We start from the raw sequence: 26,184 nt of genomic DNA on the forward strand, positions 1-26,184 counted from the left end.
AGTCTCCCCCACCCATTCTTCCCGCAGGGAAAGAACTCGTTACGAGAGTGCTACCTTCGCCGCCACCGGCCGGTGGTCGCTGTCCGTGGCGGGCAGCACCCAGGAGGCGGTCGGCTCGGCGCCCCTGACGAGGATCTGGTCGATGCGGGCCATCGGGAACCCGGCCGGCCAGCTGAAGCCGAAGCCGTCGCCCGCCGCCCCCTGCGTGGAGCGCATCTGGGAGGTGATGTTGGCGAGCGCACGGTCGTTCATGGTGCCGTTGAGGTCGCCCATCAGGACGACGTCGGGCAGCTTCTCGTCCGCGATGGCCTCGCCCAGCGCGTCGGCGCTGCGGTCGCGCTGACCGGCGGTGAAGCCCGCGTTGAACTTGACCCGCACCGAGGGCAGATGGGCGACGTAGACGGCGACCTTCCCCTGCGGCGTGGTGGCGACGGCACGCATCGCGCGGGTCCAGCCGAGCCGGATGTCCACCGGGCGCGCCCCGCTCAGCGGGTACCTGCTCCACAGCCCGACGGTGCCCTGCACCGAGTGATACGGGAAGCGGCCCTTGAGCTCGGCCTCGTAGACGGGGACCTGGTCGGCGGAGACCTCCTCGAGCGCGATCATGTCGGCCCCGGACCCGATGAGGTCCCGGGCGGTGCCTGCGGGGTCGGGGTTACCGGCGTTGACGTTGTGGGTCACCACGGTCAGGTCGCCGCCGCCGCCGTGCTTGTCCGACACCAGTCCGCCGAAGAAGTGCACCCACACCAGCACCGGCAGCAGGACGGCGACCAGCGCGGTCGCCGAGCGCCGCAGCGCTCCGGCCACGAGCAGCACCGGGATCGACAGCCCGAGCCAGGGCAGGAAGGTCTCCAGCAGACTGCCGAGGTTGCCGACCCGGTTGGGCACCGCCCCGTGAAACGCCATCAGCACGGCGACGGCCACGGCCAGTACGGCGATGACGATCCCCCGGCGCCACATACCGTCACCGAACCACCGGAACCGGCCGATGCGCCCGAAACGTCCGTTCGTGTCCGAACTCTGCGGCTTCGAACCGCCGTCGGCCGTCACGTCCGCCTCGTACGCCTGCGCCATGGGGGAAGTCCTCACTGTCTTGCCAGGTGCTGAGTCGACCATAGGGGATCGACGACCGGAGGACGGGACTCGCCGGGCGACAGGTTCCCCATCGCCCGACAGAGCGCCCGGCTGTGACAGAACCAGGACATTCCCCCCTGTTCCCGCACGGGTTCAGCGTTCGCTGCGCACGCCCTCCAGCACCGAGTCGACGACCAGCTCGGACAGTCCCTCCGGCAGCGCGGCGTCCGGCCGCAGCATGGAACGGGAGAGCATGGGGCCGATGAAGAGGTCGCCGAGCAGCTCCGGGTCGACGTCGTCACGCAGTTCGCCGGTGCGGATGCCTCGCCGCAGCACGTCACGGACCTGGCCGCGCCGCGCCGCGATGACGGTGTCGTGGTACGCGGCCCACAGCTCGGGCTCGTTCTGGGCCTGGGCGAGGACGTTGCGCAGCAGGGCGGACGAGCGCTTCACCAGCGCCCTGCGCCGTATGAACTCCACGCACGTGACCAGGTCGTCGCGGACCGAGCGGCCGGCGAGCTCCGGGGTCTGCTCGTCGACGGACTTCATGACGTCGAGCATCAGCGCGTTCTTGCCCGACCACCGCCGGTAGACGGTGGCCTTGCCGACCCCGGCGGCGCGGGCGATGCGCTCCATCGACAGTTCGGCGATCGTCGCGCCCTCCTCCAGCAGGCTGAGGACGGCCTCGATGATCGCGGTGTCGGCGGCGGCGCTGCGCGGACGGCCGCGCGGGACGCGTACGGCGGGCCCGCAGACCGCGCCGCCGGCCGTTTCCGTCGCCGCCCGGGCCTCGGTCACCGCTCCGCCCCCACCGGGCTGGACTCGCGTTCCCCGCCGCCCGCGGGGCGCGCGCCGGGGGTCTTGCCGGGCAGGAAGAACAGGACGACGAGCATGCCGAGCAGCGCGACGCCGCTCGATGCGTAGGCCGTGATGTGCATGGCGTCCAGGAAGGCGTCGGTGGCCGGGGCGAGCAGCGCCTTGCCCGCGGGACCGAGCCGCTCGGCCACGGCGCGGGTGGCCTCGATGGACTCGCCGGCCTGGTGCTGCACACCGGCCGGGAGGCCGGTGAGGTGGTCTTCGATGCCGTCACGGTAGACCGTCGACATCAGCGAGCCCAGGACTGCCACGCCGAGCGCGCCGCCGACCTGCCGGAAGGTGTTGTTGACGGCGGAGCCGGAGCCGGCCTTCTCACGCGGCAGGGAGGACATGATGGCGACGGTCGCGGGCGGCATCACGTGCGCCATGGCCGTGCCCATGAAGAAGAACAGCACCTCGAGCAGCCAGATCGGGCTGTCGGCCGTCAGCGTCCGGAAGCCGAGGAAGCACAGGGCGATCAGCGCGAGGCCCGCGGCGCAGGTGGCGCGGGCGCCGAAGCGGTCGACGACCAGCCGGGCGCGCGGCGCGAAGACGAGCTGGGCGATGGCGAGCGGAAGCAGCAGCAGGCCGGAGTCCAGGGCGCTGTAGCCGCGGACGCTCTGGGTGTAGAAGACCATGAAGAAGGTCACGCCCATGAGCGCGAAGAAGACCAGGCCGATCGCGGAGACCGAGGCCGAGAAGGTCGGGTTGCGGAAGTACGACACGTCGAAGGCGGGGTGGCTGCTGCGGGCCTCGTGCCAGACGAAGGCGCCGAGCACGGCCAGGCCGCCGACGATGGTCGTCCACGCCTGGGGGGCCGTGAAGTCGGCGAGCTGGCCGCCCTTGATGATGCCGTACACCAGCAGCACCAGGCCGACGATGGAGAGCAGCACGCCGAGGGGGTCGAGCCGGCCCGGCCGCGGGTCGCGGGAGTCGGGGACGATGAGGACCATCGCGACCAGGGCGACCACGATGATCGGCACGTTGACCAGGAAGACCGAGCCCCACCAGAAGTGCTGGAGCAGCAGTCCGCCGGTGACCGGGCCGATGGCTATCGCGAGGCCCACGGCACCGGTCCAGATGCCGATCGCCTTGGGCTGCTCCTCGCGCTCGAAGACGTTGATGATGATGGCGAGGGTGGCGGGCATCACGAAGGCGCCGCCGAAGCCCATCACCGCGCGGAAGCCGATGAGCTCGGCGGAGGAGCCGGCGAAGGCCGACAGCACCGATCCGACGCCGAACACGGCCATGCCGAGGAGCAGCACCTTCTTGCGGCCCAGGCGGTCGCCGAGCAGGCCCGCGGTGAACAGCAGGCCGGCGAAGACCAGCGTGTAGGAGTTGATCGCCCACTCCAGCTGGCTCTGGGTGGCACCCAGGCCGGTCGGGGCGGGCTCGGCGATGGTCTTCATCGCGACGTTGAGGATCGAGTTGTCCAGCACCACCACGAGGAGGCTGAACAGCAGGACGGTCAGGATCGCCCAGCGGCGGCGGTGGACCGCCTCGGGAACGCTGGGGCTCTGTGGCTGCGGCGTGTCGGCGGGCATGCGGCCAACGTAGACCCGATTTCCGATACGGGACCGTCTCGTATTGTAAAACCTCGGCAAAGGGGTGAGTGACCGACGCCCCCCTTTGCGCGAACGGCGGGGCGTGTCAGCATGGAAGCGGTCCGGGGACGCCGTGAGGGCGCCTCGAGATGACACAAGGAGCCGTTGCAATGACGCACGCCGTTTCGGCTGCCCAGACGCCCGCCCAGCCCGTCTCCGACAGCAGCAAGGCGCTGTACGGAGGGAAGGGGACGCGGCGGATCACCGTCCGGGACATCGCCGCCGCCAAGGAGCGCGGCGAGAAGTGGCCCATGCTCACCGCCTACGACGCCATGACCGCCTCCGTCTTCGACGAGGCCGGCATCCCCGTGCTGCTGGTCGGCGACTCGATGGGCAACTGTCACCTCGGTTACGACAGCACCGTCCCGGTCACCATGGACGAGATGACGATGCTGTCCGCCGCCGTGGTGCGCGGCACCAAGCGCGCCATGGTCATCGGCGACCTGCCGTTCGGCTCGTACCAGGAGGGCCCGACGCAGGCGCTGCGCAGCGCGACCCGGCTGGTGAAGGAGGCCGGGGTGGGCGCCGTGAAGCTGGAGGGCGGCGAGCGCTCCGCCCAGCAGATCGAGCTGCTCGTCCAGGCCGGCATCCCCGTGATGGCCCACATCGGCCTCACCCCGCAGTCGGTCAACGCCTTCGGCGGCTACCCGGTCCAGGGCCGCGGCGAGGAGGCGGCGCAGCAGCTGCTGCGCGACGCCAAGGCCGTGCAGAGCGCCGGCGCCTTCGCCGTCGTGCTGGAGCTGGTCCCGGCGGAGCTGGCCGCGGAGGTCACCCGGAGCCTGCACATCCCGACGGTCGGCATCGGGGCGGGCGTGGAGTGCGACGCCCAGGTGCTGGTCTGGACGGACTTCGCCGGGATGACCGGCGGCCGGGTGCCGCGCTTCGTCAAGCAGTACGCGGCGCTGCGCGAGGCGCTCGGCGGCGCGGCCAAGGCCTTCGCCGAGGACGTCGTGGGCGGGGCGTACCCGGCCCCGGAGCACAGCTTCCACTGATCTCCCGCAGACCTGTCGCGGCGCCATGCGCGACTTCCCCCTGAGGCGGTGCGACCCACCGCCGGCTTCCGCCCCGGGCACCCCCTCCCCGGGGCGGAAGTTTTTTCTGGGGACGTTGAGCACACCCGCCCTTGTGCACGTATGAGTTGGCAACCGCCCACCAGGGGCGGAGCACCGACGAGACAATGCCGGGGGCCTTGGCATGAACGTTCCGAAGTTGCGCCGATCGGTCACGGCGGGCGCTTTCGCCGCCGCGATGCTGATCGTCGCCACCGCCTGCAATGCGGGCGCCGACAGCGCCAGTCCCCCGGTGGGCGCGATCCAGGCGTCACAGCCCGCGCAGGCGTCGCCCGGCCTCAGGACCGTCGACAACGCCCAGCTCGGCAAGCTGGTCACCGACGGGGAGGGCCGGGTGCTGTACCGCTACGAGCAGGACAAGTCCAATCCGCCGACCTCGAACTGCACCGGCGAGTGCGCGACCCAGTGGCAGCCGGCCGCCGCGGTCTCGGACACCCAGGTGCAGGGCGTGGACCAGAACCTGGTCGGCAGCGTCAAGCGTCCCGACGGCACCGTGCAGCTCACGCTCAACGGCATGCCGCTCTACCGCTTCGCGGGCGACAAGAACCCGGGCGACACCAACGGCCAGGGCGTGAACCGCGCCTGGTACGCGGCCACCCCGGACGGCGCGAAGGCCGGGGCACCCGCGCAGGCGAAGAGCAGCTCCACCGAGAACGGGTCAGACGGGTACTGATGGGACAGCAGGCATTGAGAGGACTCGACCCGCAGCGATCAGTAGGGCAGGATGCGCTCGTGGCCGACCATCGCTCAGGTGGGGTCCCCGAAGAGGACCTCATGCGGGCGCTCTACCGCGAACACGCGGGTGCGCTCTTCGCATACGTCCTTCGGCTGGTCGGCGGTGACCGCTACCTGGCCGAGGACGTCGTGCAGGAGACGCTCCTGCGCGCGTGGAAGAGCGCATCCCGGCTCGACCCGGGGGCCCGTTCCCTGAGGCCCTGGTTGGTGACGGTCGCCAGGCGGATCGTGATCGACGGGCACCGCAGCCGTCAGGCACGGCCCCCGGAGGCCTCCCCGGCCGCCCTCGACCAGCTCCCGGCCGAGGACGAACTCGAACGCTCCCTGAGGCTGATGACGATCTCCGACGCACTGGATGATCTCACCGAGGCCCACCGCCAGGTGCTGATCGAAACGTACTTCAAGGGCCGGACGGTCAACGAGGCCGCGGCGGCGCTGGGGGTACCGCCCGGCACCGTGCGCTCGCGCGTCTTCTACGCCCTCCGCTCCCTGAAAATCGCTCTTGAGGAAAGGGGTGTGACCACCTCGTGACGGTCTACGGTTACGGCTCCGGGGCAGGTACTCCCCATGACCCGCATGTCGATGTCGGGGCGTACGTCCTCGGCGTGCTCGACGACGCCGACATGGCGCGCTTCGAGCAGCATCTCGCCATCTGCCACCAGTGCGGGCAGCAGCTCGACGAGCTGAGCGGCCTCGTGCCGGTGCTCGCCGAACTCGCCCCCGCCGGCGCCGGCGCCCCGGTGCCGCCCAGCGGCGACAAGATGCTCGGCCGCCTCGTCGGCAAGGTCGCCGACGACCGCAAGACCCGGGCCCGGCGCAGGATGTTCGCGCTCGCCGCCTCGGTCGCACTGATCGTCGCGGGCCCGACCATCGCGGTGGTCGCCTCCGGCGGCTCGGACGGCGCCCAGGCCAGGGTCTTCGCGGAGCAGTTCAAGGGCGCCGACAACTCCACGGGCGTCAAGGCCACGGTCGGGGTCAACGAGAAGAAGTGGGGCAGCGAGATCGGCCTCACCCTCGCCGGGGTCCAGGGTCCGCTGACCTGCCGCCTCGTGGCCGTCGGCAAGGACGGCTCGCAGCAGACGGTCTCCACCTGGAGCGTTCCGACGGCCGGCTACGGCACCTCGGACCAGCCCAACCCGCTCACGCTGGACGGGTCCGCCGGAATGCAGCCGGACGACATCTCGCGGTTCGACGTCATCACCTCGCAGGGGCAGCGGCTGGTGTCGGTCACCACGTAGGCCCCACGGGGCCGATGACCCAGGGGGGACGCGCGGCGCGCGTCCCCCCTCGGCCGTCCCGGGCGGACGCGTCGGCGCCGTGTCGGTGCCGCTGTCAGCGATATGTCGGTGGCGTGTCGGCGGGGCACGCGACCGTGGGGGCATGACACAACGGGATGCCAAGAGCGCGGACGCCGCCGTCAGGGTGCGGGGGCTCGTGAAGCGCTACGGGGAGACGAAGGCCCTCGACGGGATCGACCTGGACGTGCGGCAGGGAACCGTACTGGGCGTGCTGGGCCCCAACGGGGCGGGCAAGACGACGCTGGTGCGGATCCTGTCGACGCTGATCCGGCCGGACGCCGGCACGGCGACGGTGGCCGGCCACGACGTGGTGGCGCAGCCCCGGCAGCTGCGCCGGGTGATCGGGCTGACCGGGCAGTACGCGTCGGTCGACGAGTCGCTGTCGGGCCGGGAGAACCTGTACATGATCGGCCGGCTGCTGGACCTGCCGCGGCGGGACGCCCGGGCCAGGGCGGACGAGCTGCTGGAGCGGTTCTCGCTGACCGACGCCGCCCGCAGGCCCGCCAAGCAGTACTCGGGCGGCATGCGCCGCCGTCTGGACCTGGCGGCGTCCATGATCGGGCGCCCCGCGGTGCTGTACCTGGACGAGCCGACGACCGGTCTCGACCCCCGCACCCGCAACGAGGTGTGGGACGAGGTGCAGAACATGGTCTCCGACGGCTCGACCGTGCTGCTGACCACGCAGTACATGGAGGAGGCCGAGAAGCTCGCCCACGAGCTGACGGTCATCGACCGTGGCCGCGTCATCGCCGGCGGCCGGGTCGAGGAGCTGAAGGCCAAGGTCGGCGGCCGGACCCTGCAGGTGCGGCCGGTCGACCCGGGCGCGCTGGACGCCATGGCGACGGCCCTCGGCACGGGGGCGCAGGCCGTACCGGACCACGCGGGCGGAGTCCTCAACGTGCCGATCCTCAGCGACGAACAGCTGACGGACGTCGTGGCCGCGCTCGGCGCGCACGGTTTCGCGATCGCCGGCATCGACACCCATCTGCCCAGCCTGGACGAGGTGTTCCTGGCCGTCACGCGCGGCAGCGACACCCGGGACCGAGAGGAGCTCGCCGCATGACCGCCATCACCGTCCCCGCCGCGAAGGCCGGGGCCGCGGGCGCCGATCCGCGGATCGGGCTGCGCGCCAACCTGCGGCACGTCGGTGCCCTCGTACGGCGCAACGTCCTGCAGATCCGGCAGGACCCGGAGTCGATGTTCGACGCGCTGCTGATGCCGATCGTCTTCACGCTGCTGTTCGTGTACGTCTTCGGCGGCGCGCTGGAGGGCAGTCAGGAGAAGTACGTCAACTACATGGTGCCCGGCCTGATGGCCATGATGGGCATGAACATCGCGATGGCCGTCGGCACGGGCGTCAACTCGGACTTCAAGACCGGGGTGATGGACCGCTTCCGGACGATGCCGATCGCCCGCTCCTCCGTGCTGATCGCGAAGATCGTCGTCGAGATCGGGCGGTCGCTGGTCGCCTCGCTGATCCTCTTCGCCATGGGCTTCGTCCTGGGCCTGCACGTGGACAACGGCTTCTTCGGGCTGGTGTGCGCGGTGGTGCTGTCGCTGGTCTTCGGGGCCTCGCTGATGTGGGTCTTCATCCTTCTGGGTCTGGTCGCCAGGACCCCCCAGTCCGTCCAGGGGCTCGCCATGATCGTCGTCCTGCCGCTGCAGTTCGGGAGCTCGATCTTCGCCAAACCGACCACCATGCCGGGCTGGCTGGAGGCCTTCACCCGCTACAACCCGCTGTCCAACCTCGCCGACGCGTCCCGCAACCTCATCAACGGGGGTCCCGTCGCGCACTCGGTGTGGATGACGCTGGCCTGGGCGGTGGGCATCACGGTGATCAGCGCGCCGCTGGCGGTGGCGAGGTTCCGCAACAAGACCTGATCCTGGAGGCATGGACCCCGTCGAGGCGCTGGACCGGATCGCCTTCCTGCTGGAGCGGGACGGCGCCCCGACCTACCGGGTCCGTGCCTTCCGCGGCGCCTCCGCCGCGGTCACGGCGCTGCCTCCGGGCGAGCTCCGGCGGCGCGGGGAGCGGCCGGGCGGCCTGGAGGAGGTCAAGGGGCTCGGCCCGAAGACCGCCGCCGTCGTGCGGGAGGCGCTGGCCGGCCGGAGGCCGGACTATCTGACCCGGCTGGAGGAGGGCGCCGCCGACGCGGTGCCCCGGCCCGAGGGGGACGCCGGCCGGCGGATGCGGGCCGCGCTGCGCGGCGACTGCCATCTGCACTCCGACTGGTCCGACGGCGGCAGCCCGATCGAGACGATGGCCCGCACCGCCGTGGACCTCGGCCACCAGTGGGCGGCGCTCACCGACCACTCCCCCCGGCTGACCGTCGCCCGCGGGCTGACCGCGGAGCGGCTGCGTGCCCAGCTGGCGATCGTGGCCGAGCTCGGTGAACGCCTCCCGGACTCCTTCCGGCTGCTGACCGGCATCGAGTGCGACATCCTCGCCGACGGCGCGCTCGACCAGAACGCGGAGCTGCTGGACCGGCTGGACGTCGTGGTCGCGTCCGTCCACTCCAAGCTGCGGATGGAACGGGACGAGATGACCCGGCGCATGATCTCCGCGATCAGCAACCCGCTGGTGGACGTGCTCGGGCACTGCACGGGGCGGCTGGTGGCGGGCAAGCAGCGCCCGGAGTCGGAGTTCGACGCGGACCTGGTCTTCGCCGCCTGTGAGCGGTTCGGGGTGGCCGTGGAGATCAACAGCCGCCCGGACCGGCTGGACCCGCCACGACGGCTGCTGCGCAAGGCCGTGGAGGCCGGGGTCCTCTTCAGCATCGACAGCGACGCCCACGCCCCCGGCCAGCTGGACTGGCAGATCTTCGGCTGTGCCCGCGCCGAAGAGTGCGGCGTCCCCCCGGAGCGCGTGGTCAACACCTGGGACGCGGACACGCTGCTGCGCTGGACCCGGACCCGGGAGGTGCCCGCCGCGGCGTCTCAGGTCTGAGCCGCTGCCCGGTCCGCGGGCAGCCCGAGGAGTTCCCGGAGGCCCGAGCTGTCCGGTTCGGCTCCCTCCGGCGGGGACATCGCGGCGTCCACAGCACGGTCCAGGGCGGCGTGGACGCCCTCGTCGAACTCCAGGTGACTGCCGCGCTCCCAGTCCAGTTCCCAGCGGGCCCGGCCGTCCTCGACCAGGGCCGCCAGCGCCAGGGAGTACAGCCCGTCCGCGGCATCGGCGCGGGCGCGTGCCCGCAGGGAGTCGTCGAGGAGCATGTGTCCCCCGTGGCCGGGGCGCGGCATGCAGTCGACGACCTCCGGCCAGCGCCCGGCGTCGAGGGCGTCCAGCAGCATCCCGAGGTCCGCGGTGGTGCGCAGGACCGCGCGGGCGGCCCGGAGCACCGGCGTCGTCTCGGCGTCGAGTTCCGCCGTCCCCACCTCGGCGGCCAGGTCCCCCCAGGGCAGCTGCCGCAGCGTGGCGGCCCCGGGGAGCGCCAGCACGGTGCGGGCACCGGTTCCCGCGGGATCCCCGAGCAGGCCGGCGGCCGGCGGTGACGGCTCGCCGGGGAACGTCCCGGGGGCGTCCGCGGGCAGCGCCTCGATCGCCGCGATCCGCTCGCGCATCGGGGGGTGCGAGTCGTAGGGCGAGGTCTTCTCCCGGGGCGGGTCGGCGATCAGCCGCCGCTCCTCCTCCCGCCAGGTGGCGCTGTCCAGGAACGCGCCGAAGCCGGGGTGCACCTCCTCGGCCGGAGGGAGCAGACCGAGCGCGGTGCCGATGCCGGCGTACTCCCGGAGGTAGCGGGTGTGCGCCGCGTCGAGCAGGGGGATGCGCCGCAGTGCGGCGGCGGTGGTGTCCCGTCCGGCGATCCGCGCGGCGGCGCGGTCCGCGGCGAGTTCCCCGAGGCGCGCCTGGGCCTGCGTCGTCCGCAGGCAGAAGCGGGCGTAACCGGCGAACAGCGAGCCCCTCGCGTGGCCGATGCCGTTGCCGTCCTCGGCGTACCGCTCCAGGACCCGCATCAGGCCTGCGCGGTTGCGGGCGGCCAGCCCCGCCAGGAGGGTGTCGCGCCGGGCGAAGTGACCGAGTTCGTGGGCGATGACCGCGTCGATCTGTCGTTCCGTCAGTCCGGTCAGGTACGGGATGCCCAGCACCATCCGCCGGCGCCCGGGGACCAGTCCGAGCACCCAGGAGCTCTGCCAGACGGCCGCCACCGGCTCCGCCACGAGCCAGAGCTCGACGGGGGCCGCCGTCTCCATGGCCTCGGCCACCCGGAGCACGCGCGCCCACAGCTCCGGTTGCTCTTCGGCGGTCACCCGCACCCCGGCGGGCAGGTGACGGTTGACGCCGCGGACGGAGGCGAACAGGCCCGACACCAGCGGTGAGGCGAAGGCGACGCTGATGCCCAGGAACAGGAAGGTCACGTAGCCCTGTCGCAGCGCGACGTCGGTGGCGACGACATCCGCGGCGACGATCGACGCGAGCAGGCCGACGGCCATGACGTAGAAGCCGAGCAGCAGCACAAGCAGCCGGAGGGCCTGGAGGAACGCGCGCATGCCGGAAGGGGTCTCCTCGGAACCGGGGGGAGTCGCGCGCGACGGGCCGAGCGGCGACGCGCCATGCTATTCCCGCGCCGACCGCTGCTCAACGGCCTTTCCGGGGCGCGGTGGTGAGCTCCTCCCCGCGGTCACGCGTCGGGCCGCAGGCGGAGCACCGTGGTGAGGGCGTGGCGGCCCTCGCCCTGGAGGATCTCGACGGGGAGGGGTGCGGGGAGGGGGCGGTAGGGGGTGCCGTCGTCGAGGGCGGCGCCGACCGTGTCCGGGGGCGGGGGGCCGACGAGGAGCGCGGCCAGTTCGGCACGCAGGGGGGCGTCCAGGGGTGCGGAGGCGAAGGGTCCGTCGCCCAGGTCGAGGACGAGGGCGCGGGGGGTGCGGGGGGTGCCGGTGAAGCCGATGGCCTCGGCGTCCTGCGGGACGGCGTGGCGGAGCTTGAGCCAGTCGCGGCGGTCGGGGCGGTAGCGCTGGCCGCGGCCCTTGGCGACCAGGCCCTCGATGCCGGCCGGAGCGAGCGAGGCGTACCACTGGACGGCCTCGTCCCGGTCGGTCGTCATGGGCACGGCCTGCAGCGGTGGCCCGAGCGGCTCCAGCAGGGCGACGAGGGCGGCGCGGCGCTCGTCGTACGGCCGGCCGCGCAGGTCGGTGCCGCCGGCGGCGAGCAGGTCGAAGGCCGCGTAGTTGGCGGGGAGTACGGGGCGGCGGCGGGCGCCGCCGAGCGCGCGGCGCTGGAGGGCGCCGAAGTCGATGCGGCCGTCCCTCCAGATGACGACCTCGCCGTCGAGCACGGTGCCGGGCGGCAGGACCCCGGCCGCGTCCGCGATCTCGGGGAAGGTGGCGGTCACCATGCGGCCGGAGCGGGTCTGCAGGCGGACCGGGTCGGTGAGGACGACCATGCGGTGGCCGTCGAACTTGGGCTCGTACGCGCATCCGCCGGGGAGCGCGTCGGCCGCGGGGACCGTGTCGACGCGCCGGGCCAGGGCGACCCGGACCGGGAGCGCGATGGGGTCGGTCACGAGGGCGTGCCCGTCACGGCAGGCTGCCGCGTACGGAGTCGTCGTCGAGGGCGGCCAGCAGGTCGCCGTGCCCGGCGGCGCGTTCCAGGACCTCCTCCGGGGCGAAGGCGAGATCCTCGGCCTTCCGGCACGAGGCGACCTCCTCCCACGTGACCGGGGTGGCGACGCCGGGGCGGTCGCGCAGCCGCAGGGTGTAGGGGCAGGCGGTGGTCTTCGCGGAGGCGTTCTGGGACCAGTCGATGAAGATCTTGCCCGCCCGCAGGCTGCGGGTCATGGAGAAGAGGACGAGGCCGGGGTGCTCGTCGCGCATGCGGGCGGCCAGCGCCTTGGCGTAGCCCGTGGCGGCGGCCTCGGGCGCGGGCCGCAGCGGGGCGTACAGGTGGAGCCCCTTGCTGCCGGAGGTGACGGGGAAGGCGGTGAGGCCGTCGTCCTCCATCATCTGCCGCAGGCGTTCCGCTACCCGGCAGCACAGGACGAGGTCGGCGCCCTCGCCGGGGTCGAGGTCGAGGACGAGCCGGTCGTGGGCGTCGCGGCCGCCCGCCACGCTCCACTGCGGGACGTGGACCTCCCAGGCGCCGAGGTTGGCCATGGTGACCAGGGCCGGGGTGGAGTCGACGACGATGTGCGGTTCGTCGGCCTCCCCGGCGGTGGTCACCCAGTCGGGCGTGCCGGCGGGCGGGCGTTTGGCGAACCAGCGCTGGGCGTACGGGCCCTCGGGGGCGCGGACGAAGGAGGCGAGGCGCCCGGCGGCGTGCGGCACCATGACCGGGGCGATGCGTGCGTAGTACTGCAGCAGCTGCGCCTTGGTGTGGCCGGTGGCGGGGAAGACGACCTTGTCCAGGTGGGTGAGGACCACGCGGCGGCCGTCCACCTCGACCGCCTGCCGGTCGGGCGAGGCTGACGGGGCGGGCATAGTCTGGAAAGTCCCCGGAAAGGGACGAAAGTATGCGATCCATGTGGAAAGGTGCGATCGGCTTCGGGCTGGTCTCCATTCCCGTCAAGCTCTACGCGGCCACCGAGGAACACGGCGTCTCCCTGCACCAGGTGCACGCCGAGGACGGCGGCCGCATCCGCATGAAGCGGTTCTGCGAGAAGGAGGGCAAGGAGGTCCCCTACTCGGAGATCGCCAAGGGGTACGAGGACGAGGCGGGGCGCGCGGTGGTCCTCACCGACGAGGACCTGGCCGCGCTGCCGCTGCCCAGCAAGAAGCTGATCGACGTGCTCGCCTTCGTCGACGCGGACGAGATCGACCCGCTGTCCCTGTCCCGGGCCTACTACGTCGGGGCCGAGACCGCCGCCGCCAAGCCGTACGTCCTGCTCCGCGAGGCCCTGAACAGCAGCGGGAAGGCCGCCGTCACCAAGATCGCGCTGCGCACCCGTGAATCGCTCGCGCTGCTGCGCGTCCACCAGGACGTGCTGGTCCTGCACACCATGTACTGGCCCGACGAGCTCCGCGCCGCCGAAGGGCTGGCGCCGTCGGAGAAGGTCACCGTGCGGCCGCAGGAACTGAAGATGGCGCAGAGCCTGATGGACACCCTTTCCGAGGACTTCGACCTGGAGTCGATGCACGACGAGTACCAGCACGCGCTGGACGAACTGGTCGCCGCCCGGCTGGAGGGCGAGCCGGTGCCCGAGATGGCCGAGGTGACCGCCGCCCCCGACAACGTGGTGGACCTGATGGCCGCGCTCCAGGCCAGCATCGACGCCCGCGGCGGCGAGAAGGCCGGCGCGAAGAAGACCGCCGCCGCGGGCAAGGCGGCCCCGGCGAAGAAGACCGCCGCCAAGAAGGCCCCCGCGAAGAAGGCGGCGGCCAAGAAGACCGCGGCCAAGAAGACGACGGCCCGCAAGAAGGCCGGCTGACCGCTGCGTACAGGCCCACCGGGAGGAGCCCGCGGGCGGGCTCGCGGGCCCCCTTCCCTCGTCGCCCTCCGCGCCGGCCCGGAGGCCGGGGAAACCGGTACGGTGGGCGCCGCCCGGGTCACGCGGGCGGGGACGTCCGGCTCGACGGCGTCACAGGTGTTCGCGCAGCAGCTCGTTCGCCTCGGGGAACGTGAGGCCCTCGCCCTCGCGGTACGCCGCCGCGAACGCCTCCTCGCCCAGGTGCCCGCGCAGCCGTGCCGCGTCCTCGTCGAGGCTCAGCCGCTCCCACGGGGTGCACGCGGTCTGCCGCAGGCTGTCGTGCGCGCCCAGCACCACCGCGGCGCGGCGGGCCGGCCCTTCGGCGTCCTCGCCCCCGCCCCGCAGCCCGGCGATCCCGGTGAAGAGGGAGACGGCCGGCGGGAAGAGCAGTACGCCCAGGCGCGGCCCGATGACCGGGCTCAGCGGATGCGCGTCCATGTAGGCGACGGCCTCGGCGAGATGGGGCAGTCCGCCGTAAGGATCGCCCGCCATGCCGGTCAGCCAGCCGCGGATCGCGGCCAGCAGGCCGAAGATGAACGAGGGCATGCCCCGCGGCGGATCGGCCTGCATGGCGTCGAGCAGTTCGAAGGCCTCGTCCAGGTCGCCGCGGCGGCCGAGGATGGCGACGAGCAGCACCCTGCCGTAGTAGCTGGCGTCGTCGCCGACGGGGCGGAAGCGCTCGGCGTCCGCCACGCCATCCCGGATCAGCCGCTCGCCCTCGACGTCGTCGCCGCTGTTGGCGAGGGCGTCGCCGAGGCGGACCATCAGGATCGGCACATGCTGGTGGGCGCCGAGCTTGCGGGCGAGCGCGATGGCCTCCCGGCAGCTCTCCACGGTCCGCGCCCAGTCGCCGCCGTTGGCGGTCGCCTCGGCCTCCGCCGACAGCGCCTCGGCCATGCCCCAGTCGTCGCCGACCCTGCTGAACAGCTCCCTCGCCTCGCGGATGTCCTCCATGGAGGCGTCGAGCCGGTCCTCCACGTCGTTCATCACCTTGGCCCGGAACTGCAGCGCGAACGCCAGCTCCCACACCCGGCCATGGGTACGGCAGCTCTGGACCGACGCGTCGATCAGCTCGGGCATCCGGTCGAAGCGCCCGGTCAGCATGGCGCCCAGCATGCGGAAGAGCCCCGGCCGGAGGCTGGACTGCGGCAGATGCGGCGGATACGCCTCGATGATCGCCTCGCCCAGCTCCACGAACTGCGGGTCGTTCCAGACGTCCCGCTCCCCCATGTACGCGAACACCTCGGCGGTGCGCGCCCACCGTCGGGCCTCGGTCAGCAGCTGGGGGGTCATCGGCAGCGGGCCGTCCAGCGGCCCGCGGTCCAGCGGCGGCAGCTCGCGCGGGCCGGCGAAGGGGTCCACCGGGCTCATCGCCGCCACGACGCCGGGCCAGTGGCCGATCTCGCTGCGGTAGTTGCGCATCTCCCAGAACCAGCTGCACGCCAGCACCAGGCAGAGCGCCTCCTGCTCGTCCCCGGTCTCCACGGCCCGGCGGATCGCGGCCCGCAGGTTCTCGTGCTCGCGCTCCAGGCGCTCCAGCCACAACAGCTGGCGGGGACCGCGCAGTTCGGGGTCGGCGGTGCGGACGTACTCACGGAAGTACGAGGTGTGGCGGCGGCCCACCGCGTCCCGCTCGGCGGCCTCGTCGAGCCGTTCCGCGGCGTACTCACCGATGGTCTCCAGCGTGCGGTAGCGCGCGCCGTCCTCGGTGAGGTCCGCGACGACCAGCGACTTGTCGACCAGCGAGGCCAGGAGGGAGGCGACGTCGCGCGCGTCGACGACGACGCCGCCCGCGGGATCGTCGCCGCAGACCGCCTCGGCGGCGGCCAGGTCCCAGCCGCCCGCGAAGACGGCGAAGCGCCGCAGCACGATCCGCTCGGGTTCGGTGAGCAGGCCCCAGCTCCAGTCGACGACCGCGCGCAGCGTCTGCTGGCGGGGCAGCACGGTGCGGCTGCCCGCGGTGAGGATGCGGAAGCGGTCGCCGAGCCGGTCCACGAGCTGACGGGGGGTCATCATCCGCAGTCGGGCCGCCGCCAGCTCGATGGCGAGCGGCAGTCCGTCGAGCCTGCGGCACAGCTCGGCGCAGGCCTCGGGATCCTCGTCCGGGGTGAAGCCGGGGCGGGCCGCGGCGCCGCGGTCGGCGAGCAGCCGCAGGGCGGGGGGCTGCGGCAGCGGGTCCAGCGGACGGATCAGCTCACCGGGAACGCCGAGCGGTTCACGGCTGGTGGCGAGCACCGCCACGTCGGGGCAGTGCGCAAACAGCCGCTCGGTGAGCTCGGCGGCGGCGCCGATCACGTGCTCGCAGTTGTCGAGGACCAGCAGCATGCGGCGCCCGGAGCAGTACTCGGTGAGCTGCAGCAGCGGGTCCTTGGCGGCGGCGCCCTTCGCCTCGGCGGCCAGTGCGGCCTCGGTCGCCGAGGCCGCGTGCAGCAGCGTCTCGCGCAGGCCGAGCGCGTTCACCACGGCGACGGCCACGGTGCGCGGGTCCTCCACGGGCGCCAGCTCGGCGAACCAGACGCCGTCCGGCCAGCGACCGGCCACCAGGTCGCCGGTCTCCTGGGACAGGCGGGTCTTGCCGGTGCCGCCGGGGCCGGTGATCGTGACCAGCCGGGCGGCGGCCAGGTCCGCGGCGATGGCGTCCAGCTCCGCCTCGCGGCCGACGAAACTGGTCAGCCGGGCCCGCGCGTTGCCGAGCCGCCGCGGCACGACGGGGGGCGGGGAGGGCGCGGCCGCGGGGGCCGGAACCGGGACCGGTTCCGCCGGGTTGAGCAGCTCGGCGTGGAGCGCCCGCAGTTCGGGGCCCGGGTCGGTGCCCAGGGTCTCCGCGAGCTCGCGCCGCACCTCCTCGTACGCCACCAGCGCGTCCGCCGCCCGGCCGGCCTCGCGCAGCGCACGCAGCCGCAGCACCTGCACGGCCTCGTTGAGCGGATGCGCCACGGCCAGTTCCACGGCCTCCGGCAGCACCTGCTCGGCGCGGCCCAGTGCCACCTCGGCGGTGATCCGCAGCCGCTTGGCGTCCAGCCGCAGTGCGTCGTAGCGGGGTGCGACGGAGGAGCGGTCCGGCAGGTCGGCCAGCACCGGGCCGCGCCACAGCGCGAGCGCGGAGTCCAGGGCCTCGGCCGCCTTGGCGGCGTCGCCGTCCGCGAGCGCCCGGCCGCCGTCCTCCACGAGCCGCTCGAAGCGGTACAGGTCCACGGCGTCGGGCACGGCGGCGAGGCGGTAGCCGCCGTCCACCGAGCCGACGGCCTCGTGCCCGATGGCCCGCCGCAACCGTGCGACCAGCGCCTGCAGCGCCCCGGTCGCGTCGGCGGGCGGCTCGCCCTCCCACACCTCGTCGATCAGCGCCTCGGTGGTCCGCACCCGCCCCGGCCGCAGCGCCAGCGCGGCGAGCAGCGCTCTGAGCCGCGTACCGGCGAGCGGTACGGCGGTGCCGTCTTCGCGGTGTACCTGGGTCGTCCCGAGAATGCCGTAGCGCACGCCCCCATTCTGTCGGAGGCGGCTGTGCGGCCGCCCCCGGGTTGTGAAGCCGCGGCAACCAGGATCGCCTCCTCCCCACGGGGGCCCCGCCCGTGCCTCGTGTGCGGGTTCCCTGCGCCCGCGGCGGGAGGGCGGGGAACACGCCTACGGAAACCGCGACGCACCCGCACGCAACAACCTGGCGGCACGGGAAAACCGCGACCGCAACCACCGCGGCGCCGCAGACGAATGCCGGGTCACCGACCCTCGCATCCCTCCGCACGAAACTCCCCCACCGGCACCGTGGCGAAGCCGTCCCGATCGGTGCCGGGCCTCCCCATCCCCTTGTACCAGCGGACCTGGCCGGGTTCGAGGCGGGCGAACTGGGCCGCGGTGAAATCGACATGGCTCGTCGACCAGGAGTTGTCCCGGGTCCCGCCGAACAGGCTGTAGGTGCGCTGCGGTTCGAAGGGGACGGACGCCGGCACCTCGGCGTTCCAGCCCCTGCCGCCGCTCTCCAGCGACCACACGGTGAACCCCGTGGCCGGCTTGCTGCGGCTCCACCTGCCGAGGCGGGCCGCCGAGGTGTCCTCCTCGTCGGAGTCGTACAGCACGGCCGCGTCGATGTGGTCGTGGCAGACCAGTATCACCCCCAGCGGCCTGCCGTCCTCGCTCACGGCGATGCCGGTGACCCCCGCCAGCGGCACGCCGCAGCCCGGCAACAGGCCGAGTGCCGCGATGCCGAGCAGCGCCGGTACAGCGAACCTCTTCCGTGTCATGACTCCCCCGTCCTGACCCCGCCCCGGGCCCCCCGGCCCCGGACGGTTCCAGGGTGCGCCCACCGCGGCCCCCGCAGGACGGAACGTGCGCGATCGATGACATATCGCAACGCCGTCGCGACCCGGACGTCCGACGGGCCCCAGGAACGTCCGGCGTTCGCCAGGCGTTATGCCGCCGTGGGTGTGCCCGGCGACGGCCGGATGGCATGATCGGGCGGCCAGCACGACGACCGATCCCGTACCGCCCTCCGCAGGAGCCCGCACGATGACCACCGCAGCAACCCGCAGTGAGCGGCAGATCAGCCCGATCTTCCTCGGGCTGGTGGCGATCATGGCCGTATCGGGCTGGGCGGTGTGGACGGCCTTCTCCACCAGCACCGGCTTCGCCGTGTTCCTCTTCGTCGTGTCGGGCTGGATCGTCTCCCTGTGCCTGCACGAGTACGCCCACGCCCGTACCGCCCTGCACGGCGGCGACATCTCGATCGGCGCCAAGGGCTATCTGACGCTGAACCCGCTGAAGTACACGCACGCGCTGCTGAGCATCGTGCTGCCGGTGGTCTTCGTGATCCTGGGCGGCATCGGCCTGCCCGGCGGTGCCGTCTTCATCGAGCGCGGCAGGATCCGGGGCCGCTGGAAGCACAGCCTCATCTCGGCCGCCGGGCCGCTGACGAACGTGCTGTTCGCGATCGTCCTGCTGCTGCCGTTCACGCTGCACGTGGTGGACCCGTACGACCGGGCGCAGGCACCCTTCGCGGCCGCGCTGGCGTTCCTGGCGATGCTGCAGGTCACGGCGGCGATCCTGAACCTGCTGCCGGTGCCGGGGCTGGACGGCTACGGCGTGATCGAGCCGTGGCTGTCGTACGGCGTGCGGCGCCAGATGGAGCCGTTCGCGCAGTTCGGTCTGCTGGCCGTCTTCGGTGTGCTGTGGATCCCCGAGGTCAACGTCGCGTTCTTCGACTTCGTGGACTCGGTGACCCGGGTCTTCGGCGTCCCGGACGGGCTGTCGGGCCTGGGCTACAGCTTCTTCCGCTTCTGGGACGGCGACCCTCAGCTCTGACCGGAGGCCCGCTCCGCCTTCGCCTTGCGCAGGTAGTACCAGCACATGTTGCTGGTCAGGCCCGCGATCAGGATCCAGAAGACGCCGAGCCAGCTGCCCTGCACGAAGGACACGACGGCGGCGGCCACGGCGAGGGCGCACAGGACGAGCGCGTAGAGGGCGAGGCGGGGCATGGGGGGCGGCTCCTGTCGGGTCGGTCACGAACCCGCTCATTGTCCCCCATGCCCTCCCGGGCCTAGACGTCGGTCAGGCGCAGACCTGCGTGGGCCTTGTAGCGGCGGTTGACCGAGATCAGGTTGGCGACCAGCGCCTCCACCTGGTGCGCGTTCCGCAGCCGGCCCGCGAAGACACCGCGGATGCCGGGGATGCGGGCCGCCAGGGCCTGGACCAGGTCGGTGTCGGCCCGGCTCTCGCCGAGGACGAGGACGTCGGTGTCGATCGTGTCGATCTCCGGGTCCTCCAGCGTCACCGCGGACAGGTGGTGGAACGCGGCCGTGACCCGGGACTCCGGCAGCAGCGCGGCGGCCTGCTCGGCGGCGCTGCCCTCCTGCGGCTTCAGGGCGTAGGCGCCCTGCTTGTCGAAGCCCAGCGGGTTGACGCAGTCGACGACGAGCTTGCCGGCGAGCTCCTCGCGCAGCGACTCCAGGGTCTTGGCGTGGCCCTCCCAGGGGACGGCGACGATGACGACGTCGCTGCGGCGGGCGGTCTCGGCGTTGCCGGCGCCCTGCACGCCGAGGCCGAGCTCGTCGGCCGTGGCCTGGGCGCGGTCCGCGGCGCGCGAGCCGATGATCACCTGCTGGCCGGCCTTGGCGAGCCGGTACGCCAGGCCGCGGCCCTGCGGGCCGGTGCCGCCGAGGACACCGACGACGAGGCCGGACACGTCGGGCAGCTCCCAGGGGTCCTTCGCCGGGGCCTTGGGGGCGGGGGTCTCATTGCCACTGTCAACAGTCATACCGCCGATCCTGCCAGGTGAGGGCGGTCCATGGCCTCCCGGTCACGCTGTGACCCACCGCTCGCCCCGCGGGTGTGCGCGACCCGCGAAAGCCCGCGTACGCGCCGGTATCGGCTCGGAAGGCGACGGATGTGAGGTATGACATCGGTGGTGCCTCCCGATGCGCTCCGCGGGGCGGACGCAGGACGTCCCTTGTCCCGCGCGGACGACGCACGGAGGTATTGACGGAACGTCAAGAGGGCGCGACAGCACAGGGAAGGGCGGCCACCCGTGACCAGAACCGTCGGCAGAAGCCGCGGCCCGAGGCTCCAGGACCGCATCATCGAGCTGATCCACGAGCAGCGGCTCGCCCCCGGCGCCACCCTGCCGACCGAGCCGCAGTTGATGGACCTCCTCGGCGCGAGCCGCAACAGCGTGCGCGAGGCCGTGCGGGCGCTGCAGGCACTCGGCATCGTCGAGATCCGGCACGGTACGGGCACGTTCGTCGGCGAGGCGCCACTGCGGGTGCTGATGCCCTCGCTCACCTTCCAGCTCCGCTCCCGGGTGCGGGCCCTGGCCGATCTGGTCGCGGTCCGCGAACTGCTCGAGGTCGGCCTGATAGGCGAGGTGGCCGGGACGATACCGCCGCAGCGCCTGGACGAACTCGACGCGCTCGCCGCCCGGATGGTCCACGACCCCGACGCCGACCGCACCTTCCACGCACTGCTCTACGAGTCCTGCGGCAACGAACTCGTGCTGCAGCTCATCGACCTGTTCTGGAGCGCCTACCACGAGGTCGGCGCCGCCCTCGCGCCCGCGGACGACCCGGTCGAGCGCCTCATCGCCAACCACCGGGCCGTCGTCGGCGCGCTGCGCACCGGGAACGCGGGCGCGGCGCGGGCCGCCATGCGGCGGCACTTCACGGACGTGCGGGAGCGGGTGAACAGGACACTGCCCCCGGACCAGGCGGACTGACCACGTTCGGGTGAGCACGGCGCGAAGCGGGGCCGGGCGGGGGCGCGGTCCGCGAGGATGCGGAGCATGGATGCCGTACGGGTCGAGGTCGTCCGTGAACTGCTGGCCGGGAGCGAGTGGCCGGAGCTGACCCGGTCCTTCGCGGGCTCACTGCGCGGGGCCGTCCGGCGGGGACCCGCGGGCGGGCTGCTGCTCGTCGGCAGCGGCGGTTACGAGCCGTGGCACATGGCGGCCCACCTGGACGACGAGGCCGCCTGGAGCGGGCTGCCGGAACTGTCACCGACCCTGGTGCGGCACCGCGTACCGCCGGGCGCGCCCCCGCATCTCGCGGTCGGGACGGCCCGGCTGGCGGCGGTGCGCAGGGGCGAGACGGTGCTGGTGGTGACGCCCGAGCGGGCGGAGGCCGCGCTGCTGGAGCGGGTCGACGACGCACGGCGCGCCGGCGCGACCGTACTGGCGATGGACGCGGGCGACCCGGAGCTGCGCGGTCTCGCGCACGACGCCCTCACCGCGCCGCCGGAGCCGTCCGAGGTCGGCATGGACGTGCTGCAGCATCTGGTCAGCGCGGCGGCGGGACGCCGGGTACGGCTGCGCGACCGGCTGCCGCGACTCGCGCGGCTCGCCGAGCAGTTGGTGACGCCGCCCCCGGCGAGCTGGTAGGAAGCGCTCCATGACCGGAACCGGGACCGATCCGCTCCGTCCGCTGCGCGGCGTCGTGCCGCCGCTGTGCACCCCGCTCACGCGGACGGGGAACGTCGACACCGGGGGGCTCCGCGCCCTGGTCGACCATGTGCTGTCGGCGGGGGTGCACGGGGTCTTCGCCCTGGGGTCCAGCGGCGAGACGGCGTTCCTCACCGACGCGCAGCGGCGCACCGCGCTGACGGCGGTCGTGGAGGCCGTGGCGGGCCGGGTGCCGGTGCTGGCCGGGGTCGTCGACATGACCACCCCGCGCGTCCTGGAGCACGCGCGGGCCGCTGTCGCGGCGGGCGCCGACGCCCTGGTGGCGACCGCGCCCTTCTACGCGGCGACGCATCCGGTCGAGATCGCCGACCACTTCCGGCGGGTGCGGGACGGTGCGGGCGGGGTGCCGCTGTTCGCGTACGACATCCCCTCGGCGGTGCACACCAAGCTGCCCGCGGCGACCGTGCTGACCCTCGCGGAGGAGGGCACCCTGGCCGGCCTCAAGGACAGCAGCGGCGCCGACGGCCCCATGCGCCGGCTGCTCGTCGAGCTCCGCCGCCGCGCCGCGGACGCCGCCTTCTCCCTGCTCACAGGGTCCGAACTCGCCGTGGACGGCGCCCTTCTGGCGGGCGCGCGCGGTGTCGTGCCCGGCCTCGGCAATGTCGACCCGCACGGCTATGTGCGGCTCTACGAGCACGCCGTCGCGGGGCGCTGGCGGGAGGCGGCGGCGGAGCAGGACCGGCTCGCGGCGCTCTACGCCATCGTCGACGCGGGCGCCGCCTCCGCGCCGATGGGCCCGAGTTCCTCGGCGCTGGGCGCCTTCAAGGCGGCGCTGCGGCTGCGCGGCGTCCTGACCTGCGGGGCCACGGCACCCCCGCAGGTGCCGTTGGACGACACCGCGGTCGCGGTGATCCGGCAGCGCCTGGCGGCCGCGGGGCTGATGCCGTAGCGGCGGGTGCGCCATGGCGGGCCTGCGTGAAGGGAACGCCGGCCGCGCGGCTCCCCGGCAGTGCGGGGACCGACCGCCTCGCGGCCCTCTCCCGAGCGCCCCGGCGGGGTGCGGACAGGCGAAAACCCGGTTGCGCCGGGCGGCCCGCGCGCGGAGCATGCGACACCGTGCCCCGACTCCTTCCCGACCTCGCACCCTGGCGGACCTCGCGTGACTTCCGCCTGATGTGGTGCGCGGGCCTGATCACGAACTTCGGCAGTTTCCTGACCTTCGTGGCCGTCCCGGTCCAGATCAAGACGCTGACCGGCTCGACGCTCGCGGTCGGCGCCCTCGGCGCCGTCGAACTCGTGCCGCTGATCGTCTGCGGGCTCTACGGAGGGGCGCTCGCGGACGCCCTGGACCGGCGCAAGCTCATCCTGTGGACGGAGGCCGCCCTCGGTGTGCTGTCGGCCGTGCTGCTCGTCAACACCCTGCTGCCACGGCCGGTGATCTGGCCGTTGTACGTGGTCGCCGCGCTGACCAGCGCGCTGGGCGGGCTGCAGCGGCCGGCACTGGACGCGATCGTGCCGCGCATCGTCCCGCACGAGCAGCTGACCGCGGCCGCCTCGCTGAACGCACTGCGCTGGCAGATCGGCGCGATCGCGGCCCCCTCCCTGGCGGGTGTGCTGATCGCGTACGCCGGACTGCGGTGGGCGTACGCCATCGACGCCGTCACCTTCGCCGTCTCGGTCGTCCTGGGCCTCGGACTGCGGCCCTCGCCGCCCTCGCACGACGCGAAGCGCCCGTCCCTGCGCTCGATCGCGGAGGGGGCACGCTACGCGTGGAGCCGCAAGGAACTGCTGGGCACGTACGTGGTGGACATCGCGGCGACCGGGCTGGCGTTCCCGATCGCCGTGTTCCCGTTCATGGCGGACGACCTGGGCGCGCCCTGGTCGCTGGGCCTGATGTACGCGGCCCTGCCGGCCGGTGCGCTGCTGATGAGCCTCACCGGCGGCTGGTCGTCGCGGGTGCACCGGCACGGACGGGCGATCGTGCTGGCCGCGGCGGGCTTCGGCCTGTGCATGGCGGCGGCCGGCTGGTCCCGCAACGTGTGGCTGGTGCTGGCCTTCCTGGCGCTGGCCGGCGCGTTCGACATGGTCAGCGGGGTGTTCCGGGCCACGATCTGGAACCAGACCATCCCCGACTCGCTGCGCGGCCGGCTGGCCGGCATCGAACTGCTCTCCTTCACCATCGGCCCGCAGTTCGGCCAGGTGCGGGCCGGCGGCTCGGCCGCGGTGCTGGGCCTGCGCACCTCGGTCTGGACCGGCGGGCTGGCGTGCGTGGCCGCGGTCGGGGCGCTGGCCGCCTGCCTGCCGACGCTGATGGCGTACGACGCCCGGACCAACGAGCACGCCGTGAGCATGCGGAAGGCGGCGGAGGACACGGTGCCCTCCGCCGCCTGACCCGTGGGGCGGGCCTGCGGTCCGATCAGCCGGTGAACCCGGCGGTGATCGAGGTGAACTGCCAGGTGCTCTGGCTGATGCCGGAGCAGTTGCTGGTCACGCCGCCGCCGGGGCACGGGCGGTCCCGGTTGACGGCCCAGTAGGCGAGCCGGGCGATGTGGTGGGAGTTGGCCCAGTCCCGGATCTGGGTCCAGATGGCCGGGGTGGTGTTCTCCTGCTGGTCGCTCAGGCCGTTCATGCCGGAGATGCCGATGTGGGCGTAGGCGGTGGCGTCGTCCCAGCCGAAGGTGGACTTCAGCTTGGTCTTCAGCCCCTCGGCGGCGTTGACGGTGTTGCCGTACATGTCGGCGCCGCCGCCGAAGTCGAACGGCATGATCGTGAAGACGTCGATGTCGGCGCCGAGCGCGTTGGCCCGGTCGATGAGGCGGCCGCCCCAGTAGGTCGGGCCGGTCGTGGACGTGCCGAAGGTGAGGATCGTACGGATGCCGGGGTTGTTCTGCTTGACGATCTTCAGCGCGTTCAGGATGCGGTCCTGGACGGCCTCGCTCTCGAACTCGTCGGTGTTCTCGATGTCGACGTCGATCGCCTTGAGGCCGTATGCGTTGATCACCTGCTGGTAGGCCCCGGCGAGCGCTTCGGGCGTGGAGCAGTTGGGCCCGAGCTTGTTGCCGCTCCAGCCGCCGATGGACGGGACGATGTCGCCGCCGGCCGCGCGGATGGCGTTGATGGTGGACTGGTCGTTGCCGCCGGTCAGCGGACGGGAGCCGTCCCAGGCGGGGTTGCAGCCGCCGGAGGAGAGGATGAAGGCCATCGTGAACCACTTGACGCCGGTGGCGCTCATCACCGTGGACGGGCTCGGCGGGTCGCCCCAGCCGAGGTAGAGATAGGGTGCGGCCTGCTTGAAGCCGGTGCCCCCGCCGCCGCCCGCGCTGGTGGTGACGGTCACCGCGTTGGAGGCGGCCGAGGTGTTTCCGGCGGCGTCGCGCGCCTTGACGGTGAAGGTGTACGAGGTGCTCGCGGCGAGGCCGTTGACGGTGGCCGAGGTGCCGGTCACGGTGGTGGCCAGGGTGCTGCCGCGGTAGACGTCGTAGCTGGTGACGCCGACGTTGTCGGTGGAGGCGTTCCAGGACAGCGAGACGCTGGAGGAGGTCTTGCCGGTGGAGGTGAGGCCGCCGGGCGCGGTGGGCGCCTGGGTGTCACCGCCGCCTCCGCCGCCCGGACCGTCGAGGCTGATGTCGTCGGCGTTGTAGGTGCCCTGCGCGTACCAGCCGTGCACGTAGATCTGGACGCTGGTCTGCGAGGCGCCGGTGGTGAAGGGGACGGTCAGCTGGGTGTACGAGGTGGCGGACGGCGTCCAGGTGGAGGCGCCGCCGGTGACACCGAGGTAGACGTACGCCCCGCGCACCCAACCGGTCAGCGAGTACGCGGTGTTGGGCTGCACGGAGACGGTCTGGGTGCACTGGGCGGTGTCGCTGCTGCTGACGGCACCGGCGAGTGCCTTGGTGCCGCTGTGCACGGGGCTGCCGACGACCGATCCGCCGGAGCAGGACCAGCCGGAGAGGGTGCCGCTCTCGAAACCGGGGTTGCTGACGAGGTTGGCGGCGTGGGCGGTGCCGGGCAGGGCGATCAGGGTGCCCGCGGCGGCGAGGAAGGCGGCGGTGACGCCGGCGAGGATGCGGGATCTGCGCGATCCGGTACGGGGGACATGACGACGGAAGAGCACGTGACCTCCCTGTGGGGGGCGGGGGGCTGCGCTGTGCGAGTGGTCTGGACCGTTGGTCTGGACCTGTCACGCGGATTGAAGCGGAGTGTCGTGCTCTCGTCAAGGGGTCCGGGCCACTGCCGCTTCCTGGTACGGCAGTGGCCCGGACCGGCCGC

24 protein-coding genes and 1 pseudogene are annotated in these 26,184 nt (G+C 73.1%); 14 read left to right on the forward strand and 11 right to left on the reverse strand.

The genetic code is table 11. From position 1 onward, the window contains the following. Window positions 1–39: 39 nt before the first annotated feature. The 3 genes from ACWDAS_RS08485 to ACWDAS_RS08495 all read right to left on the reverse strand — a co-directional run bounded on the left by ACWDAS_RS08485 (window position 40) and on the right by ACWDAS_RS08495 (window position 3,473). A complete protein-coding gene (locus ACWDAS_RS08485) occupies window positions 40–960 on the reverse strand; it encodes an endonuclease/exonuclease/phosphatase family protein (RefSeq protein WP_450388219.1) in 921 nt (306 codons plus the stop codon). A gap of 267 nt (window positions 961–1,227) precedes the next feature. Beyond that, window positions 1,228–1,872: a TetR/AcrR family transcriptional regulator gene (locus ACWDAS_RS08490; RefSeq protein ID WP_450388096.1), complete on the reverse strand. Its 645-nt coding sequence runs from the start codon at window positions 1,870–1,872 to the stop codon at window positions 1,228–1,230. Continuing rightward, window positions 1,869–3,473 (reverse strand): MFS transporter, encoded by a 1,605-nt coding sequence (locus tag ACWDAS_RS08495; protein WP_450388097.1) that lies wholly within the window; start codon window positions 3,471–3,473, stop codon window positions 1,869–1,871. The genes ACWDAS_RS08490 and ACWDAS_RS08495 overlap by 4 nt, the downstream gene beginning before the upstream one ends. Before the next feature lie 170 nt (window positions 3,474–3,643). Between ACWDAS_RS08495 and panB the strand changes: the two genes are divergently transcribed. From panB to ACWDAS_RS08530, 7 genes are all read left to right on the forward strand, one after another. Next, a complete protein-coding gene (panB, locus tag ACWDAS_RS08500; protein WP_450388098.1) occupies window positions 3,644–4,525 on the forward strand; it encodes a 3-methyl-2-oxobutanoate hydroxymethyltransferase in 882 nt (293 codons plus the stop codon). 202 nt (window positions 4,526–4,727) lie between these two features. After that, window positions 4,728–5,276 (forward strand): hypothetical protein, encoded by a 549-nt coding sequence (locus ACWDAS_RS08505; RefSeq protein ID WP_450388099.1) that lies wholly within the window; start codon window positions 4,728–4,730, stop codon window positions 5,274–5,276. Continuing rightward, window positions 5,276–5,869 carry a sigma-70 family RNA polymerase sigma factor gene (locus ACWDAS_RS08510; protein WP_089221762.1) on the forward strand — a complete coding sequence of 198 codons (594 nt, stop codon included), beginning with the start codon at window positions 5,276–5,278 and terminating at the stop codon, window positions 5,867–5,869. The genes ACWDAS_RS08505 and ACWDAS_RS08510 overlap by 1 nt, the downstream gene beginning before the upstream one ends. Then, window positions 5,866–6,576 (forward strand): anti-sigma factor family protein, encoded by a 711-nt coding sequence (locus tag ACWDAS_RS08515; protein ID WP_450388100.1) that lies wholly within the window; start codon window positions 5,866–5,868, stop codon window positions 6,574–6,576. Before ACWDAS_RS08510 ends, ACWDAS_RS08515 begins: the two co-directional genes overlap by 4 nt. A gap of 142 nt (window positions 6,577–6,718) precedes the next feature. Further along, window positions 6,719–7,699, forward strand: a complete 981-nt coding sequence (locus ACWDAS_RS08520) for an ATP-binding cassette domain-containing protein (protein WP_450388101.1) — start codon at window positions 6,719–6,721, stop codon at window positions 7,697–7,699. Then, entirely contained in the window at window positions 7,696–8,517 is an 822-nt protein-coding gene (locus ACWDAS_RS08525; protein ID WP_450388102.1) for an ABC transporter permease, read from the forward strand. Before ACWDAS_RS08520 ends, ACWDAS_RS08525 begins: the two co-directional genes overlap by 4 nt. Window positions 8,518–8,527: 10 nt before the next feature. After that, a complete protein-coding gene (locus ACWDAS_RS08530; protein WP_450388103.1) occupies window positions 8,528–9,583 on the forward strand; it encodes a PHP domain-containing protein in 1,056 nt (351 codons plus the stop codon). On the opposite strand, the gene ACWDAS_RS08535 is transcribed toward ACWDAS_RS08530, so the two are convergent. The 3 genes from ACWDAS_RS08535 to ligD all read right to left on the reverse strand — a co-directional run bounded on the left by ACWDAS_RS08535 (window position 9,574) and on the right by ligD (window position 13,050). Beyond that, complete coding sequence (locus tag ACWDAS_RS08535; RefSeq protein ID WP_450388104.1) at window positions 9,574–11,124, reverse strand: M48 family metalloprotease; 1,551 nt, start codon at window positions 11,122–11,124, stop codon at window positions 9,574–9,576. The two genes, ACWDAS_RS08530 and ACWDAS_RS08535, sit on opposite strands and share 10 nt — an antisense overlap. A gap of 131 nt (window positions 11,125–11,255) precedes the next feature. Further along, window positions 11,256–12,137 carry an ATP-dependent DNA ligase gene (locus tag ACWDAS_RS08540; RefSeq protein WP_450388105.1) on the reverse strand — a complete coding sequence of 294 codons (882 nt, stop codon included), beginning with the start codon at window positions 12,135–12,137 and terminating at the stop codon, window positions 11,256–11,258. Window positions 12,138–12,150: 13 nt separating this feature from the next. Further along, window positions 12,151–13,050 carry a non-homologous end-joining DNA ligase gene (ligD, locus tag ACWDAS_RS08545; protein WP_450388106.1) on the reverse strand — a complete coding sequence of 300 codons (900 nt, stop codon included), beginning with the start codon at window positions 13,048–13,050 and terminating at the stop codon, window positions 12,151–12,153. Window positions 13,051–13,091: 41 nt separating this feature from the next. Between ligD and ku the strand changes: the two genes are divergently transcribed. Further along, the gene (ku, locus tag ACWDAS_RS08550; RefSeq protein ID WP_450388107.1) at window positions 13,092–13,997 is read left to right on the forward strand and encodes a non-homologous end joining protein Ku; all 906 of its coding nucleotides are present in this window, start codon (window positions 13,092–13,094) and stop codon (window positions 13,995–13,997) included. Between the two features lie 150 nt (window positions 13,998–14,147). Here the strand turns inward: ku and ACWDAS_RS08555 are convergent, their stop codons facing one another. Beyond that, window positions 14,148–17,513, reverse strand: coding sequence for a BTAD domain-containing putative transcriptional regulator (locus ACWDAS_RS08555; protein ID WP_450388108.1), 3,366 nt, complete (start codon window positions 17,511–17,513; stop codon window positions 14,148–14,150). Between the two features lie 236 nt (window positions 17,514–17,749). Beyond that, window positions 17,750–18,271 carry a hypothetical protein gene (locus tag ACWDAS_RS08560; protein WP_450388109.1) on the reverse strand — a complete coding sequence of 174 codons (522 nt, stop codon included), beginning with the start codon at window positions 18,269–18,271 and terminating at the stop codon, window positions 17,750–17,752. A 265-nt stretch (window positions 18,272–18,536) separates the two neighbouring features. Between ACWDAS_RS08560 and ACWDAS_RS08565 the strand changes: the two genes are divergently transcribed. Continuing rightward, on the forward strand, window positions 18,537–19,328 hold the full coding sequence (locus tag ACWDAS_RS08565; RefSeq protein WP_450388110.1) for a site-2 protease family protein: 792 nt from the start codon (window positions 18,537–18,539) through the stop codon (window positions 19,326–19,328). Here the strand turns inward: ACWDAS_RS08565 and ACWDAS_RS08570 are convergent. Together ACWDAS_RS08570 and npdG are read right to left on the reverse strand one after the other, a co-directional pair. After that, on the reverse strand, window positions 19,319–19,501 hold the full coding sequence (locus ACWDAS_RS08570; protein ID WP_450388111.1) for a hypothetical protein: 183 nt from the start codon (window positions 19,499–19,501) through the stop codon (window positions 19,319–19,321). The two genes, ACWDAS_RS08565 and ACWDAS_RS08570, sit on opposite strands and share 10 nt — an antisense overlap. A gap of 62 nt (window positions 19,502–19,563) precedes the next feature. Then, window positions 19,564–20,280, reverse strand: a complete 717-nt coding sequence (gene npdG, locus ACWDAS_RS08575) for an NADPH-dependent F420 reductase (RefSeq protein ID WP_450388112.1) — start codon at window positions 20,278–20,280, stop codon at window positions 19,564–19,566. A 270-nt stretch (window positions 20,281–20,550) separates the two neighbouring features. On the opposite strand from npdG, the pseudogene ACWDAS_RS08580 reads away from it, so the two are divergent. The 5 genes and pseudogenes from ACWDAS_RS08580 to ACWDAS_RS08600 all read left to right on the forward strand — a co-directional run. Beyond that, a pseudogene (locus ACWDAS_RS08580) lies at window positions 20,551–20,754 on the forward strand (FadR/GntR family transcriptional regulator); the annotation flags it as partial. Window positions 20,755–20,784: 30 nt separating this feature from the next. Then, window positions 20,785–21,234 carry a FadR/GntR family transcriptional regulator gene (locus tag ACWDAS_RS08585; RefSeq protein WP_450388220.1) on the forward strand — a complete coding sequence of 150 codons (450 nt, stop codon included), beginning with the start codon at window positions 20,785–20,787 and terminating at the stop codon, window positions 21,232–21,234. Between the two features lie 66 nt (window positions 21,235–21,300). Next, the gene (locus ACWDAS_RS08590; RefSeq protein ID WP_450388113.1) at window positions 21,301–21,894 is read left to right on the forward strand and encodes a hypothetical protein; all 594 of its coding nucleotides are present in this window, start codon (window positions 21,301–21,303) and stop codon (window positions 21,892–21,894) included. A 10-nt stretch (window positions 21,895–21,904) separates the two neighbouring features. Further along, window positions 21,905–22,864 (forward strand): dihydrodipicolinate synthase family protein, encoded by a 960-nt coding sequence (locus ACWDAS_RS08595; RefSeq protein WP_450388114.1) that lies wholly within the window; start codon window positions 21,905–21,907, stop codon window positions 22,862–22,864. Window positions 22,865–23,031: 167 nt separating this feature from the next. After that, the gene (locus ACWDAS_RS08600) at window positions 23,032–24,306 is read left to right on the forward strand and encodes an MFS transporter (RefSeq protein WP_450388115.1); all 1,275 of its coding nucleotides are present in this window, start codon (window positions 23,032–23,034) and stop codon (window positions 24,304–24,306) included. Window positions 24,307–24,331: 25 nt separating this feature from the next. Here ACWDAS_RS08600 and ACWDAS_RS08605 read toward each other — a convergent pair whose 3' ends face one another. Continuing rightward, complete coding sequence (locus tag ACWDAS_RS08605; RefSeq protein WP_450388116.1) at window positions 24,332–26,029, reverse strand: carbohydrate binding domain-containing protein; 1,698 nt, start codon at window positions 26,027–26,029, stop codon at window positions 24,332–24,334. Between the last annotated feature and the right edge of the window lie 155 nt (window positions 26,030–26,184).

Source organism: Streptomyces sp. NPDC001070, assembly GCF_053598835.1.

Excerpts from the sequence above, each read along its gene's own strand:
- ACWDAS_RS08570 (WP_450388111.1), bottom strand. The coding sequence starts at position 19,501 with ATGCCCCGCCTCGCCCTCTACGCGCTCGTCCTGTGCGCCCTCGCCGTG.
- ACWDAS_RS08560 (WP_450388109.1), bottom strand. The coding sequence starts at position 18,271 with ATGACACGGAAGAGGTTCGCTGTACCGGCGCTGCTCGGCATCGCGGCA.
- ACWDAS_RS08510 (WP_089221762.1), top strand. The coding sequence starts at position 5,276 with ATGGGACAGCAGGCATTGAGAGGACTCGACCCGCAGCGATCAGTAGGG.
- ACWDAS_RS08495 (WP_450388097.1), bottom strand. The coding sequence starts at position 3,473 with ATGCCCGCCGACACGCCGCAGCCACAGAGCCCCAGCGTTCCCGAGGCG.
- ku (WP_450388107.1), top strand. The coding sequence starts at position 13,092 with ATGTGGAAAGGTGCGATCGGCTTCGGGCTGGTCTCCATTCCCGTCAAG.
- ACWDAS_RS08520 (WP_450388101.1), top strand. The coding sequence starts at position 6,719 with ATGACACAACGGGATGCCAAGAGCGCGGACGCCGCCGTCAGGGTGCGG.
- ACWDAS_RS08485 (WP_450388219.1), bottom strand. The coding sequence starts at position 960 with ATGTGGCGCCGGGGGATCGTCATCGCCGTACTGGCCGTGGCCGTCGCC.
- npdG (WP_450388112.1), bottom strand. The coding sequence starts at position 20,280 with ATGACTGTTGACAGTGGCAATGAGACCCCCGCCCCCAAGGCCCCGGCG.
- ACWDAS_RS08530 (WP_450388103.1), top strand. The coding sequence starts at position 8,528 with ATGGACCCCGTCGAGGCGCTGGACCGGATCGCCTTCCTGCTGGAGCGG.
- panB (WP_450388098.1), top strand. The coding sequence starts at position 3,644 with ATGACGCACGCCGTTTCGGCTGCCCAGACGCCCGCCCAGCCCGTCTCC.
- ACWDAS_RS08565 (WP_450388110.1), top strand. The coding sequence starts at position 18,537 with ATGACCACCGCAGCAACCCGCAGTGAGCGGCAGATCAGCCCGATCTTC.
- ACWDAS_RS08595 (WP_450388114.1), top strand. The coding sequence starts at position 21,905 with ATGACCGGAACCGGGACCGATCCGCTCCGTCCGCTGCGCGGCGTCGTG.
- ACWDAS_RS08525 (WP_450388102.1), top strand. The coding sequence starts at position 7,696 with ATGACCGCCATCACCGTCCCCGCCGCGAAGGCCGGGGCCGCGGGCGCC.
- ACWDAS_RS08505 (WP_450388099.1), top strand. The coding sequence starts at position 4,728 with ATGAACGTTCCGAAGTTGCGCCGATCGGTCACGGCGGGCGCTTTCGCC.
- ACWDAS_RS08535 (WP_450388104.1), bottom strand. The coding sequence starts at position 11,124 with ATGCGCGCGTTCCTCCAGGCCCTCCGGCTGCTTGTGCTGCTGCTCGGC.
- ACWDAS_RS08590 (WP_450388113.1), top strand. The coding sequence starts at position 21,301 with ATGGATGCCGTACGGGTCGAGGTCGTCCGTGAACTGCTGGCCGGGAGC.
- ligD (WP_450388106.1), bottom strand. The coding sequence starts at position 13,050 with ATGCCCGCCCCGTCAGCCTCGCCCGACCGGCAGGCGGTCGAGGTGGAC.